This window comes from Massilia phosphatilytica (assembly GCF_977014125.1).
The window spans coordinates 1-13691 of sequence record NZ_CDRNIL010000094.1; the positions used below are offsets into that span (position 1 = coordinate 1).

Annotated in this window: 14 protein-coding genes, 6 tRNA genes and 1 pseudogene; 7 read left to right on the forward strand and 14 right to left on the reverse strand. The window is 66.8% G+C overall.

Translation table 11 applies throughout. The annotated features are described in order from the left end of the window. The first annotated feature begins 65 nt into the window (after window positions 1–65). The 6 genes from ACWNCF_RS03140 (at window position 66) to ACWNCF_RS03165 (ending at window position 5199) form a co-directional block, all read left to right on the forward strand. On the forward strand, window positions 66–896 hold the full coding sequence (locus ACWNCF_RS03140) for a hypothetical protein (protein ID WP_449405983.1): 831 nt from the start codon (window positions 66–68) through the stop codon (window positions 894–896). Window positions 897–971: 75 nt separating this feature from the next. Beyond that, the gene (locus ACWNCF_RS03145; protein WP_449405993.1) at window positions 972–2429 is read left to right on the forward strand and encodes a DUF4331 domain-containing protein; all 1458 of its coding nucleotides are present in this window, start codon (window positions 972–974) and stop codon (window positions 2427–2429) included. A gap of 19 nt (window positions 2430–2448) precedes the next feature. Then, window positions 2449–2700 carry a hypothetical protein gene (locus ACWNCF_RS03150; protein WP_449405984.1) on the forward strand — a complete coding sequence of 84 codons (252 nt, stop codon included), beginning with the start codon at window positions 2449–2451 and terminating at the stop codon, window positions 2698–2700. Next, window positions 2697–3596 carry a hypothetical protein gene (locus ACWNCF_RS03155; RefSeq protein WP_449405985.1) on the forward strand — a complete coding sequence of 300 codons (900 nt, stop codon included), beginning with the start codon at window positions 2697–2699 and terminating at the stop codon, window positions 3594–3596. Before ACWNCF_RS03150 ends, ACWNCF_RS03155 begins: the two co-directional genes overlap by 4 nt. Beyond that, a complete protein-coding gene (locus ACWNCF_RS03160) occupies window positions 3482–3910 on the forward strand; it encodes a hypothetical protein (protein WP_449405986.1) in 429 nt (142 codons plus the stop codon). The genes ACWNCF_RS03155 and ACWNCF_RS03160 overlap by 115 nt, the downstream gene beginning before the upstream one ends. Then, the gene (locus tag ACWNCF_RS03165; RefSeq protein ID WP_449405987.1) at window positions 3907–5199 is read left to right on the forward strand and encodes a HupE/UreJ family protein; all 1293 of its coding nucleotides are present in this window, start codon (window positions 3907–3909) and stop codon (window positions 5197–5199) included. Before ACWNCF_RS03160 ends, ACWNCF_RS03165 begins: the two co-directional genes overlap by 4 nt. Before the next feature lie 102 nt (window positions 5200–5301). On the opposite strand, the gene ACWNCF_RS03170 is transcribed toward ACWNCF_RS03165, so the two are convergent. Beyond that, window positions 5302–6105, reverse strand: a complete 804-nt coding sequence (locus tag ACWNCF_RS03170) for an extracellular catalytic domain type 1 short-chain-length polyhydroxyalkanoate depolymerase (RefSeq protein ID WP_449405988.1) — start codon at window positions 6103–6105, stop codon at window positions 5302–5304. Here ACWNCF_RS03170 and ACWNCF_RS03175 point away from each other — a divergent pair. Further along, entirely contained in the window at window positions 6104–6319 is a 216-nt protein-coding gene (locus tag ACWNCF_RS03175; RefSeq protein ID WP_449405989.1) for a hypothetical protein, read from the forward strand. The genes ACWNCF_RS03170 and ACWNCF_RS03175 overlap by 2 nt on opposite strands. A gap of 434 nt (window positions 6320–6753) precedes the next feature. Here the strand turns inward: ACWNCF_RS03175 and ACWNCF_RS03180 are convergent. The 13 genes and pseudogenes from ACWNCF_RS03180 to ACWNCF_RS03240 all read right to left on the reverse strand — a co-directional run. Continuing rightward, window positions 6754–6824: transfer RNA gene (locus tag ACWNCF_RS03180), tRNA-Cys, on the reverse strand. Window positions 6825–6898: 74 nt separating this feature from the next. Continuing rightward, a tRNA-Gly gene (locus ACWNCF_RS03185) sits at window positions 6899–6974 on the reverse strand. A 29-nt stretch (window positions 6975–7003) separates the two neighbouring features. Further along, window positions 7004–7078: transfer RNA gene (locus ACWNCF_RS03190), tRNA-Gly, on the reverse strand. Window positions 7079–7110: 32 nt separating this feature from the next. Next, window positions 7111–7187, reverse strand: a tRNA-Gly gene (locus tag ACWNCF_RS03195). Window positions 7188–7233: 46 nt separating this feature from the next. Then, window positions 7234–7311: transfer RNA gene (locus ACWNCF_RS03200), tRNA-Gly, on the reverse strand. An 88-nt stretch (window positions 7312–7399) separates the two neighbouring features. Beyond that, window positions 7400–7475 (reverse strand) — tRNA-Gly (locus ACWNCF_RS03205). A 107-nt stretch (window positions 7476–7582) separates the two neighbouring features. Further along, window positions 7583–8146 (reverse strand): CDP-diacylglycerol--glycerol-3-phosphate 3-phosphatidyltransferase, encoded by a 564-nt coding sequence (pgsA, locus tag ACWNCF_RS03210; RefSeq protein ID WP_449405990.1) that lies wholly within the window; start codon window positions 8144–8146, stop codon window positions 7583–7585. Between the two features lie 115 nt (window positions 8147–8261). After that, window positions 8262–10130, reverse strand: coding sequence for an excinuclease ABC subunit UvrC (gene uvrC, locus ACWNCF_RS03215; protein ID WP_449405994.1), 1869 nt, complete (start codon window positions 10128–10130; stop codon window positions 8262–8264). A gap of 143 nt (window positions 10131–10273) precedes the next feature. Beyond that, window positions 10274–10684, reverse strand: coding sequence for a holo-ACP synthase (gene acpS / locus ACWNCF_RS03220; RefSeq protein ID WP_056436894.1), 411 nt, complete (start codon window positions 10682–10684; stop codon window positions 10274–10276). A 2-nt stretch (window positions 10685–10686) separates the two neighbouring features. Beyond that, window positions 10687–11472 carry a pyridoxine 5'-phosphate synthase gene (pdxJ, locus tag ACWNCF_RS03225; protein WP_449405991.1) on the reverse strand — a complete coding sequence of 262 codons (786 nt, stop codon included), beginning with the start codon at window positions 11470–11472 and terminating at the stop codon, window positions 10687–10689. A 22-nt stretch (window positions 11473–11494) separates the two neighbouring features. After that, on the reverse strand, window positions 11495–12292 hold the full coding sequence (gene recO, locus ACWNCF_RS03230; protein WP_056436100.1) for a DNA repair protein RecO: 798 nt from the start codon (window positions 12290–12292) through the stop codon (window positions 11495–11497). A gap of 21 nt (window positions 12293–12313) precedes the next feature. After that, window positions 12314–13246 carry a GTPase Era gene (gene era, locus ACWNCF_RS03235; protein ID WP_449405992.1) on the reverse strand — a complete coding sequence of 311 codons (933 nt, stop codon included), beginning with the start codon at window positions 13244–13246 and terminating at the stop codon, window positions 12314–12316. Next, window positions 13243–13623 (reverse strand): annotated as a pseudogene (locus ACWNCF_RS03240) (putative dsRNA-binding protein); the annotation flags it as partial. The pseudogene ACWNCF_RS03240 and the gene era, both read right to left, overlap by 4 nt. Window positions 13624–13691: the final 68 nt, after the last annotated feature.

Here is a 13691-nt window from a genome sequence, read left to right on the forward strand (position 1 = left end):
ATGTTATGTTACATCTACTTCGTTCAGTTACGTATTGCTAAGGTTAAAACGGAGGAGTTAGTTGGATGATCCAGCACCTGATCGGCGCCGACTGCTCGTCGACGCGTGCAGTTCGAAGCTCAACCTGTTCAGAACCCATATTACAACCAGAAGGCGCTTTATCCGAATATACGACGCATTTCGGCGGCGCCAGCATCACCAATGCCGAAGGCACCGCGAGCGCCGTCGCGGGCCCCGATGCGGACAGCGCGTCGCTGCGGATGCGCATCAACGCCGGACGATCCGCGGGCCAGACCACCTGGCGCTTCCGGCTCTCGGCCAATACGCGCGTCGTGTTCTCGGCGTATGGCTCGGTCGCGGCCACGCCCGGGGGCGGCGGTAACTTCGCCTATGCCGACGCCGCCATCGTGGACTGGGTCGGCGACCTCGTCAACGGGTCCGCGCTCACGTTTTCCAACGAGATGTACACGCGCACCGGCGAGTTCGACGGCGTCCTCGAAGCGACCGGATTTTCCGGCGCCAGCGATACCGACGGGCTCGTACAGATACGCAGCCTTGCCGCGGTCGCACCCGTCCCCGAGCCGGCCGCTTATCTCCTGTTGCTGGGCGGTTTCGGCGTCCTGTTCCTCTCGGTGCCCGGCGGCGTGGCGGCAGCGCACCGGATAAGCCGCAACAGTAACTGCCTCCCATTTCGTGGCGGCGCTTGTTGCGTAGTCCCGGCGGTGGTCGCGCCGGCCACCTATCGTGCGGACGTAAACGCCGCCGCTCAAAATTTCCCGATTGCAACATCAACGCACCGGTTCACCGGACACGCCGAATATTTTTTCAACATCCTGAATCCACCCGCCTCTCCGCTCCGTATAAGGATTGCATTCGTGCTCAATCATCAACTTTGACCTAGCAAGAGAGGGGGAATCATGTTGCAAAAGAAGACATCGACAACCGCCGGCCGCGGCGCGCTGCGCGTACTGGTGGCGGCAATCTGTGCCGGCGCCGCGATCCAGGTCCCGGTGCAGGCATCCAGCCACCGGGAAGCACCGTTCATCACCAAGCAGCCGAAAGTCGACGCCACCGACTTCTACATGTTCCGCAGTTACGAGCCGGGCCGCGAAGGCTTCGTGACGCTGATCGCGAACTATGTGCCATTGCAGGATCCGCAGGCCGGCCCGAACTATTTCATGATGGACCCGGACGCGCTGTACGAGATCCACATCGACAATAACGGCGACGCCAAGGAAGACATCACGTTCCAGTTCAAGTTCCAGAACACGAACAAGGATACCCAGCTGACCGTCGGCGGCAAGAAGGTGTCGATCCCGCTCGTGATCAACGGCGGCGCCATCGCCGACCCGAACGCGCCCGGTGCCAACGTGCGCGAAACCTATACCGTCAACATGGTGCGCGGCGACCGCCGCTCCGGACAGCGCAGTCCGGTGACCAATGCGACCGGCGGCGGTACCTCCTTCGACAAGCCCCTCGACAACATCGGCAACAAGTCGATCCCGAACTACGCGGCGTACGCCGCCAAGCACGTCTACACGGTCAACGTGCCCGGCTGCTCGACGCCGGCGCGCATGTTCGTCGGCCAGCGCAAGGACCCGTTCGTCGTGAACCTGGGCGAGACCTTCGACCTCATCAACATCAAGGCGCCGGCCACCGAATTCGCGGCCAATGCCGAGAAGGCGGCGAAGGATGACCTGGCCGGCAAGAACGTGACCAGCATCGAGCTCGAAGTCGCCGCGTCCTGCCTCATGGCCGGCGGCGATCCGGTGATCGGCGGCTGGACCACGGCCAGCATGCGCCAGGCGCGCCTGCTGAACCCGGCCCCGGCCGGCGCCGGCGCGTCGAAGGAAGGCGGCGCCTGGACCCAGGTGTCGCGCCTGGGCATGCCGCTCGTGAACGAAGTCGTGATCGGCCTGAAGGACAAGGACCGCTTCAATGCCAGCAAGCCGATGAACGATGCCCAGTTTGCCGACTACGTCACGAATCCGACCTTGCCCGCCCTGATCGAGATCCTGTACGGGAATGCCGGCGCCAAGGCCCCGACCAACTTCCCGCGCAACGACCTCGTGACCGCCTTCCTGACCGGCGTGAAGGGCCTGAATCAGCCGGTCAAGGTGACGCCGTCCGAGATGCTGCGCCTGAACACGTCGACGCCCCCGGCGGCGATGGGTGCGCAGAAGCGCCTGGGCGTGATCGACGGCGACAACGCCGGTTTCCCGAACGGACGCCGTCCGGGCGATGACGTGGTCGACATCGCGCTGCGCGTCGTGATGGGCAAGCTGTGCACGCTGAACCTGGGGTGCGCCCCGTCCGATGCGCCGGCCGGCGGCCTGCACTTCACCGATGGCGCGTACCTGGACGACAGCTTCTTCACGAACGGCTTCCCGTACCTGAAGACCCCGCTGCCGGGTTCGCCGCAACAATAAACCCGCGAAGGAGACGATCATGAGGGAACTCTTGCCATGCATGATGCTGCTCGGCGGACTGCTGTCCGCATGCGGCGGCAGCGACCATGACGACGGCGTCGCCATGACCCCGCCGCCGCCCGCGTCCGGCGGCGGCACGCCGGCCACGGACAAGTTCACGGCCCAGGTCGCCAGCCTGGCCGCGAGCGCGCCGGACGACGCCGAACCGGCGGCGCTCGACGACACGGCGCCGACCATGCCCGACGACACCGAACCGCAGGCGGTGCAATGAAGCCCGGCGCCGCCATCCGTACCCTGGCGGCGGCGCTGCTGGCCTGCGCCGCCGCCGGGGCCTTTGCCGCCCCGCGCCTGCCCGCCAGCGGCGCCGAGGTGCTCGAGGTCCTGCCCTGGCGCGCCGACCCGCAGCAGCGCGAACTGCGCGCGCTGCGCGAGCGCCTCCAGGAAGCGCCGCGCGACGAGGCGCGCGCGGTCGACGTCGCGCGCCGCTACATCGAAGCCGGGCGGCGCGAAGCCGACCCGCACTACGGCTATGCGCAAGCCGCGCTGGGACCGTGGTGGCGCCTGGCCGCGCCGCCGCCGCCGGTGCGCCTGCTGCGCGCCACGCTGCTGCAGAGCGAACACCGGTTTCCCGAGGCGCTGGCCGACCTCGCGGGATTGACCGCCCAGCAGCCGGACAACGCCCAGGCCTGGCTGACCCGTGCGACCGTCGAAACCGTGCGCGCCGACTATGCCGCGGCCACGCAGAGCTGCGCGCGCCTGTCCAGCCTCGCCGACGAATTGGTGACGACGGCCTGCATCGCCAACGTGGGGGCCGTGAACGGGCATCTGGCGGCCAGCGAACGCCTGCTCGCGGCAGTGCGCGCGCGCGCCGGCGCCGGCGTGGAGGCGCCCGCCGTCGACGCCTGGGTGCTCACGATGCTGGCCGAAATGGCGCAGCGCCGCGGTGCCGCGGCCATCGCCGACGCGCGCTTCGGCGCCGCGCTGCGCGAGGCGCCGCGCGACACCTATCTGCTGGGGCGCCTATGCCGACTTCCTGCTGGACGCCGGCCGCAATGCCGAAGCGGCCGCGCTGCTCGCGCCGCACGCGCGCGTCGACGGCCTGCTGCTGCGCCACGCGCTCGCACTGCGCGCAGCCGGCCGCGCACGCGAGCTGGTGCCGCGAGCTGACGGAGCTGGCGGCGCGCTTCGACGCCGGCGAGCGGCGCGGCGACGGCGTCCACCTGCGCGAGCAGGCCCGCTTCGAGCTGGCCCTGCGCGGCGATACCGGCCGCGCGCTGGCGATCGCGCGCCGCAACTGGGACGTGCAGAAGGAAACGGCCGACGCCCGCATCCTGCTGGAGGCGGCGCTCGCCGCGCACGACGCCGCGAGCGCCCGCCCGGTACTCGACTGGATGCGCAGCGCGCACGTGGAAGACGTCCAGCTCGCGCGCCTCGCCGCGCAGTTCAATACGCAATTCAACCAGAGCGGAGGCAAGGCATGAAGCGCCTGTGGATCCTGTTCGTCCTCTTCCTCGCCGGCGCGACGTGGTCGCTGCCCGCCGCCGCGCACAAGCCGAGCGACGCCTATCTGCGCCTGACGATGGAGAAGGCCGGCGCCGACGTGCGCGGCGAGTGGGACATCGCGCTGCGCGACCTGGACTACGCCATCGGCCTCGACGCCGACAACGACGGCCAGCTGACCTGGGACGAAGTCCGCAACCGCCACGCCGCGATCGCCGCGTATGCGCTGGCGCGCCTGCACCTCGAGCGCGGCGGCGCCGCCTGCGCACTCGTGCCGGGGCGGCAACTGGTCGACACCCACACGGACGGCACCTACACGGTGCTGGCCTTCGCCGCCCACTGTCCGCGGGCCGGACCGCTCGCCGTCGAGTACCGACTGTTCGCCGACGTCGACCCGCAGCACAAGGGCCTGGCCAGCGTGCGCGACGGCGACACCGTACGCACCCTCGTGCTCGGCAGCGACCATCCGCGCGCCACGGTCGACGAGGGCGCGGGCGGCGCGGCCAGCGGTTTCCTGGCCTACGTCCGCCACGGCATCGTGCACATCTGGGTCGGCTACGACCACATCCTGTTCCTGGTGTCGCTGCTGCTGCCGGCCGTGCTGGTGCGCGACGGGCGCGGCTGGCGCGCCGTGTGCGGCATGCGCGCGGCGCTGACGGACGTGTTGAAGATCGTGACGGCGTTCACCGTCGCGCGCTCGATCACGCTGAGCCTCGCCGCGCTCGGCCTCGTGGCGCTGCCCTCGCGCTGGGTCGAGTCGGCGATCGCCCTGTCGGTGCTGCTGGCGGCGCTGAACAACGTGCTGCCCGTCGCGCGCGGGCGGCGCTGGGCCGCGGCCTTCCTGTTCGGCCTCGTGCACGGCTTCGGCTTCGCCAGCGTCCTGGCCGACCTCGGGCTGCAGCCGGGGGCGCTGGCGGCGTCGCTGGTCGGCTTCAACCTCGGCGTCGAGATCGGCCAGCTGGCGATCGTCGCGGCCTTCCTGCCCCTCGCCTACCTGATGCGCAGCACCTGGTTCTACCGGCGCGTCGTCCTGGTGGGCGGGGTCGGGGATGATCATGCTGGTGGCGGCCGTGTGGCTGGGGGAGCGTTTGTTCGACCTGAAGCTGCTGCCGGTGTAGGCCCAGGGCCGGGGTTTCAACCGGCGGTCGCATCCGCGTTCTTGCCACGGCCGCGGCAGCGCGGACGAAGACGCTGGTCCAGCTGCAGGCATCCAGCAGCATGCCGGCGGCCAGAGGAACGCACGCGCCGCCGATCTGTCCGACGGAATTGATCATGCCGAAAGAGACGGCCGTGACGGCCGTCAGGCTGATGGCGGACCCGTATTTTTCTGGCGCGGGCGCACAGGGGTCCCGTCACAAATCGATCATGCCACTCACCGCAGATGCCTGCCAAAAAACTCGAGCATCATGCGGCTTGCGTCCGGCCCGGTTTCCGCATTGAACCTCAAGGCCGGATCGCCACCGCTCCATGCATGGTTCAAACCTGCGATGCGCACCACGCGCAACACGACCTTGCGCCCCTTCAGATAATCGTGGATCTCATGCGCACGCCGGCCGCCGCGCCGGGCGGCCGGTTTCGCCGTCACACGCGCCGCCAGACCGTCTGGCAATCCATTCAATTGCAGCCACTGACGCGCCAGCTGCTGCTGGTTGATTGGACGTACGACCTGATCGTCATCCCCCTGGACCATGAGCGCGGGCATGGGCGGCATCGGCGCGGGCAGGCCTGGCGCCGCGCGCGCGGCGCGGCGCTCCAGCACGCCGAGGATCGCCGCATCCGACTGCGCCGCCCCATGGCGCATCACGTGCGATGCCCCCAGCGGCGTATGGCCGGCACCGAACACGGGGCCGGAATGCAGGCCGACGGCAGCAATGAGTTCAGGATGATTCAATGCCAGCACGGCCGCCATGCCGGCGCCGGCGGAGAGGCCGCATGCATAGATGCGGCGCCGATCGATCGGATATTGCTCACCTATGCTGCCGATCAACGCCGCCAGCGCAGCGGTGTCGCCGTCGCCCAGTTCGGTGGACCGGTCGTACCAGCGCCAGCAGCGCTGCGCCTGCACGCCGATCGGTTGCTGCGGATAGAGCACCATGTAGCCTTTGTCTTCCGCCAGCTGGTTCATGCGTGTGCCCTCGGCGAACTGGGTTGCGCTTTGCTGGCAGCCGTGCAGCATGACGATCAGTGGCCAGCCGCGCCGGCGCCAGCGTCTCCGGCAGGCGCTGGGGAACGTAGAGCCAGTACCGCATGGACCGTCCGACGGCCTGTCCGGGACTCGGCGGCAGCGGATGGCGGCCCGCCAACCACAGGCCCGGCGTGGGTGGCGCGGGAGATCGCTGGCGGCGCCGGGCTTCCGGCTGCTGGGCCTGCACAATGGCGGACGTGGATGACGGTTTGCGTGGCGCCTGCTTGCGCGGGCGCTTCTTCGGCGGCGTCGCGACACTGCCCACCAGCCTGGCCAGCGTCGACTGTTGCGTCTTGACGGCGCGAACCAGCGTGCGCATGAGCCGTACACCCGGGGTGCGTTTGGACATGTGATTACCGCGACGTGAGGTTGGGCCGAAATGACAGATCGGCCGTCCCGGGCGAGCCGGCGCAGGACAGCGGGCCAAGGCTCGGCGACCTCGACCAGTTTACCCGTGAACGCGGCCGCGCGATGGCAGACCGTGACGCATTCGACGGCTGCATGTCGTAGCGCAGGAAACCAGCTGGTCGAGCAACGTCACGCCGCGCCATCCGCTGTTCGAACGTTTCGCGATCTAGCTTTTAAGCAAGCTCTGCGATGTCGACAGGCGCCGATGCGCCGATCTGGAGGAAACGCCGGAGGCGAGGATGGGAGTCGAACCCATCTACACGGCTTTGCAGGCCGCTGCATAACCGCTTTGCTACCTCGCCGGAGGAAGACTTTGACTATCGAAGCGACCGGTGAGCCGTCGCAACGACACGAGAAGGCTGGCTTCTCTGCAACCTGGAGCGGGAGAAGAGTCTCGAACTCTCGACCTCAACCTTGGCAAGGTTGCGCTCTGCCAACTGAGCTACTCCCGCATCGGTACTACGTTTCGTGAATCGCTGGGAGCGGGAGAAGAGTCTCGAACTCTCGACCTCAACCTTGGCAAGGTGTCGCGCTCTACCAACTGAGCTACTCCCGCTTAGGAGTTCATCACGCACTGCCGTAAAACACTGGAGCGGCGAGAAGAGTCTCGAACTCTCGACCTCAACCTTGGCAAGGTTGCGCTCTACCAACTGAGCTACTCCCGCATGGAGTCTTACTTGTACTGCTGCCCCAGCCTCATCTGCCGATGAGTGGAGCGGGAGAAGAGTCTCGAACTCTCGACCTCAACCTTGGCAAGGTTGCGCTCTATACCAACTGAGCTACTCCCGCGTCGCTGGAAGCTCGCGACCATCTCCAAGATTTTTTACTGATTTCCAAGACAACCTTTTCGTTACGACCATCAATCATCTGCAAACTCTGGAGCGGGAGAAGAGTCTCGAACTCTCGACCTCAACCTTGGCAAGGTTGCGCTCTACCAACTGAGCTACTCCCGCGTCGTTCCGTTTGCCGCGATGTCGTTCGCAACAGGCAGGCATTATAGAGATGCTGAGCTATGTGTCAAGGATGAATGTCGCAAAGCTATACGGCGCCGGACTTTTCCTCAGATGAGCGGCCAGGCGCGGCGCAGGTAATAGAACATCGACCAGACCGTCAGCACGGCCGCGACCCACAGCAGCAGTTCGCCGCAGCGGTGGATGTCGAGCGTGCCGTCGAACAGCGGGTCGTGGAACAGCAGCATGGGGATGGCGACCATCTGCGCGGCCGTCTTGATCTTGCCGAGCGAGCTCACCGCGACGGACTTGCGCGCCCCGATCTCGGCCATCCATTCGCGCAGCGCAGAAATCGTGATCTCGCGGCCGATGATGATGAAGGCGATGATGGCGCTCACGCGGTCCAGTTGCACCAGCACGAGCAGCGCGCCGGCCACCATCAGCTTGTCCGCCACGGGGTCGAGGAAGGCGCCGAAGGCCGACGTCTCGTTCCAGCGCCGGGCCAGGTAGCCGTCGAACCAGTCCGTGATCGCGGCCACGATGAACACGAGCGTGGAGGCGAGGTTGCGGTCGGCCACGTGCAGCCAGTGATCGGGGAGGTAGTAGACGCCGACGACCAGCGGGATGAGTGCGACGCGTAGCCAGGTCAGGAGAATGGGAATATTGAAAGGCATGGGGTGAGGCTGATCGGTGCTGGACTTGTTGAGTTGCTTGCGCGCTAGTCTACATGGCTCTTGCCGTTTAAACCAGTTGAGCCCAGCCGTGGCGCGCCCCGGTCAATACAAACGATCAGTGCAGCTGCCGGTAGATCTCCTCGGCCAGCGTGCTCGAAATCCCGTCCACCGACATCAGGTCCTCGACGCTCGCATCGACCACGCCGCGCAGCCCGCCAAAGCGCGCCAGGAGCTTCTGGCGGCGCTTGGCACCGATGCCCTCGATCTCTTCCAGGCGCGACGCCTGGCGCGTCTTGGCGCGCTTGGCGCGCATGCCCGTGATGGCGAAGCGGTGCGCCTCGTCGCGGATCATCGCCACGAGCATCAGCGCGGCCGATTCCTTGCCCAGTTCCTGCGGGGCGCGGCCGTCGGCGAAGATCAGCGTCTCGAGGCCGACGCGGCGCCCCTCCCCTTTCGCCACGCCGACGATGGACGCGATGTCCAGCCCCAGTTCCGTGAACACCTGGCGCGCCATCTCAACCTGCCCACGGCCGCCGTCGATCAGCGCGATGTCCGGCATCACGCCGTCGCCGTTCGCCACCTTCTCGTAGCGCCGGGTCAGGACCTGGCGCATGGCGGCGTAGTCGTCGCCCGGCGTGATGCCGGTGATGTTGTAGCGCCGGTATTCGCCGTTCTGCATCTGGTGGTGGTGGAACACGACGCACGACGCCTGTGTTGCCTCCCCGGCCGTGTGGCTGATGTCGAAGCATTCGATGCGCAGCGCTTCCAGATCCTCGCTGTCCAGGCCGAGCACGTCGGCCAGCGCGCGCGTGCGCGACTGCTGCGAACCCTGCTCGGACAGCAGCCGGGCCAGCGAGATCTCCGCGCCCTTCTGCGCCAGCTCCAGCCACTGGCGGCGCTGGCCCTGCGGCTGGAACACGAGATTGATACGGTGGCCGCACTGCTCGGTCAGCGCCATCATCAGCTCGGGCTGATCGAACTCGATGTTGAGGATGAACGTGCCCGGCACGAACTTGTCGCCGTAGTGCTGGGCCAGGAACGCGGCCAGCACCTCCACCTCGATCGGGCATTCATCCATCGCCTCGCCCACCTGCGTCGGGAAGTAGGCACGGTCGCCCAGATGGCGGCCGCCGCGCACCATCGCCAGGTTGACGCAGGCGCGGCCGCCCTGCACGACGACGGCGATGATGTCGACGTCGGCGTCGCCGGTCGTCTCCATGCTCTGCTGGTGCAGCACGCGCGACAGCGCCTGGATCTGGTTGCGCACGCTGGCCGCCTGCTCGAACTTCAGGTCCTCGGCATAGGCGAGCATCTTCTTTTCGAGTTCTTCCAGCACCTCGGTCTGGCGCCCGCGCAGGAATTTCGCCGCGTTGTCGACGTCGCGCTGGTAGTCCTCGGGCGCGATCAGTTCCACGCACGGGCCGCTGCAGCGCCCGATCTGGTGCAGCAGGCACGGCCGCGTGCGGTTGGCGAAGACGCTGTCCTCGCACGTGCGCAGCATGAACACCTTTTGCAGCAGTTGCATGGATTCCTTGACGGCCCATGCGCTTGGAAACGGTCCGAAGTACTGGTTCTTCTTGTCCAGCGCGCCGCGATAATAGGCCATGCGCGGAAAGGCGCCGCCCGTCAGCTTCAGGTACGGGTACGATTTGTCGTCGCGGAACAGGATGTTGTAGCGCGGCTTGAGGCTCTTGATCAGGTTGTTTTCCAGGATCAGGGCCTCGGCCTCGCTGTGCGTCACCGTCGTCTCGAGGCGCGCGATCTGCGACACCATCATCGCGATGCGCGGGCTCGACAACGTCTTCTGGAAATAGCTCGACACGCGCTTCTTGAGGTTGCGCGCCTTGCCGACGTACAGGACCTTGTCCTCGCCGTCGAAATAGCGATAGACGCCCGGCAGGTCGGGCAGCCTGGCCACCGTCGCCAGGACTTGTTCGCGCGCTTCCTCGCTGGGGCGCACGGGAGATTCCGCATCCTTCGTCATCGTCGCGATCAATTCCTCTTTCATGGCTTGCCACGCGTCCGGACGGGCGCGCGGCATGGTCGGCGGGGCCGGCCGCGGCGTGCGCCGCGGCGTCTTCGGCCTGGCCGGTACTACGACTTCGTCTTTCACTTCCGCTGCACCTGCTACGTCGCGGACGCTCCTTCCGGGGCCTGGGTGACGATCACGAACGCGACGCCGTAGTCGGCTTCGTCGCTGATCGTCACCTGGGCCGTGAGGCGGTGCGTCCGCATGAATTCGTCGAGCGCCCCGCTGCACACGATCACCGGCTTGCCGCTGGGCGCGTTGAGCATCTGGGCCGAGCGCCACGTCATGGGCATGCGCATGCCCAGGCCGATCGCTTTCGAGAACGCCTCCTTGGCCGAGAACCGCGTGGCCAGGAAGCGCAGCCCCCGCACCTCGTTCTTGGCGCGGCGGGCGTGGTATTTGACGAGTTCCTCGGGGCCGAGGATTTTTTCGGCGAAGCGGGGTCCGCTGCGCGCGAGGGCCGCCTCGACGCGCGAGATCTGGACGATGTCCGTGCCGATCCCGTAGATCGTCACTGCCCGGCTCCGTGCGCGGCGTAGGACACGCCCAGGCGCGCGGCGACCATGATCGCCTTCATCTCGCGCACGGCGTTTTCGAAACCCGCGAACAGCGCGTGCGCGACGATCGCGTGGCCGATGTTCAGTTCGTGGATCCCGAGAATCGCGGCGATCGGCTGCACGTTGGTGTAGTGCAGGCCGTGGCCGGCATTTACGCGCAGGCCGTGCTGCACGCCGGCGCGCACGCCCAGCTTGATGCGCTCCAGTTCGCGCGCCAGTTCGGCGGCGTTCCCGGCCTCGGCGTAGCGGCCCGTATGCAGTTCGATGACGGTGGCGCCCACCTGCGCGGCGGCGGCGATCTGCGCGTCGTCCGCATCGATGAACAGCGAGACGCGGATGCCCTCGCCTTTCAGCTGGCGCACCGCGGCTTCCACTTCCTTCTGGTAGCGGATGACGTCCAGGCCGCCCTCGGTCGTCACTTCCTCGCGGCGCTCGGGCACGAGGCACACGTCCTGCGGCCTTACCTTGCAGGCGAAGTCGATCATCTCCTGCGTGACGGCCGCTTCCAGGTTCATGCGCGTCGCCAGTTGCGGGCGGATGGCGAGGACGTCGGCGTCCTTGATGTGGCGGCGGTCTTCGCGCAGGTGCAGGGTGATCAGGTCGGCGCCCGCCTGCTCGGCGATCAGCGCGGCGCGCAGCGGGTCGGGATAGACGGTGCCGCGCGCGTTGCGGACGGTGGCGATGTGGTCGATGTTCACGCCCAGGTCGATCACCTGGCCGGCGGGTTGCAGGAAGCTCATGGTCGTATTCTCGTATTCTTTGTCAAAGCTGCATCAGGTCGATCAAAATCTGGCGCGTGTTCAGCGGCGCGCCGCCCAGGTGATAGGCCAGCAGGAAGCGCATCAGCTGTTTGCTCTGCGCCTGCGTCTGCGGGTCGGCGTAGTGTTCGCGCTCCATGTCGACCAGCGTCTTGCCGGACACGATCGGCCACGATTCGACGGCGGCCGCCGCGCGCGCGCCGCGCTCCGGATCGACGACGTACAGGCCGTCCGGCTCTACGGCCGCGCGCGTCGTCGTGCAGCGCGTGAGATCGGCGGCGACACCGGTCTCTTTAAGCAGGGCCCGTTCGAATTTTCGCAAGGCGATCGGCGCCGGTTCGCCGTGCGCCAGTTCGTTGAGGGTCGAGACGTAATGGTTGAACAGCGCCGGATGCGGATCGTCGCGCGCCAGCAGTTTCACCAGCAATTCATTGAGATAGAAGCCGCACAGCAGCGCGGCTTTTTCCAGCGGCAGCATGCCGCCGACCCATTCGGCGTCGATCAGCGTGCGCAGCTCGGACTTGCCGGAAAACGACACGGACAGCGGCTGGAAGGTCTGCAGCACGCCGCGCAGTTTCGACGTCGGCCGTTTCGCGCCCTTCGCCACGACGCCGATGCGGCCGTGGTCGCGCGTGAACATGTCGACGATGAGGCTCGTTTCCTTGTACGGATAGCTGTGCAGCACGAACCCCGGCTGGCCGTTGACGCGGCTTTCGCGCACGGGCGCGCGGCGCTTGCTCACCGTCGCCGGGGAATGCGCGTCCTGGTCGTTATCGATGAGTTCGTCGTCGCGGCTGGGCATGCGGGCTATCTTACCCCGGCTTCACTCGTAGCCGTAAGCGCGCAGGCCCGCTTCGTTGTCGGCCCAGCCGGATTTCACCTTGACCCAGATTTCCAGGTAGACCGGACCGCCGAACAGTTTTTCCATGTCGAGGCGGGACTGCGTGGAAATCTCTTTCAGGCGCGCGCCCTTGTTACCGATGATCATGGACTTGTGCGTATCGCGCTCGACGAGGATGGCGGCGAACACGCGGCGCAGATTGCCTTCCTGCTGGAATTGCTCGATCAGCACGGTGCTCGTGTACGGCAGTTCGTCGCCCAGCAGGCGGAACACTTTTTCGCGCACGATCTCGGCCGCGAGGAATTTCTCGCTGCGGTCGGTGATGTCGTCCGGGCCGAAGATCGGCGCATTTTCCGGCAGGTGGCGCTTGATCTCGCCTTCCAGCGCGTCGACCTGGAAGCGCAGCTTCGCGGACACCGGCACGACCGCCGTGAAATCGCGCAGGCCCGCCACTTTGGCCGCGAACGGCATCAGCTCGGCCTTGTCCTTCATGCGGTCGGACTTGTTGATGACGAGGATGACGGGCACGTTCTTCGGCAACAGGTCGAGCACTTGCTGGTCGGCCGGGCCGAACGTGCCGGCCTCGACGAGGAACAGGATCACGTCGGATGCCGTCAGCGTGTTCGACACGGTCTTGTTCAGCGTCTTGTTCAGCGCGTTCGCGTGGCGGGTCTGGAAACCCGGCGTGTCGACGTAGATGAACTGGGCATCGTCACGGGTCTGGATGCCCGTGATGCGGTGGCGCGTCGTCTGCGCCTTGCGCGACGTGATCGACACCTTGGCGCCGATCAGCACGTTCATGAGCGTCGACTTGCCCACGTTCGGACGGCCGACGATGGCGATGTAGCCGCAGCGGAAGCCTTCCGGCGGGGTGCCTTCTTCGGGTGTGTCGTTGGGGGTAGTTTCCATGTTCATGCTGGCGTGTTTCCTGACTTCTGGGGCTGCGATGGTTTCTGCTGCGACTGCGGTTCTTCGGCCTGCACCGTCAGCTCGCTCTGGTCGGTGGCGATGCCGGCCAGTTTCAGCTGGGCGGAACGGGGCCGCGACTTGCGCGCCGTGGACGGGCTCTTCTGCATCAGCTGCTCGGCCGTTTCCAGCGCCAGGCGCGCCGCGGCCTGCTCGCCCGCGCGGCGGCTGCCGCCGCGGCCGAACACCTGGATGCCGAGTTTCGGCACGAGGCATTCGATCTCGAATTCCTGGCTGTGCGCGGCGCCGTGCGTGGCGACGACGTTGTACGTGGGCAGCGAGATTTTTTTGCTCTGCAAGAATTCCTGCAACAGGGTCTTGGCATCCAGGTGCTGGATTATCCAACCAACTCCTCCGTTTTAACCTTAGCAATACGTAACTGAACGAAGGAACA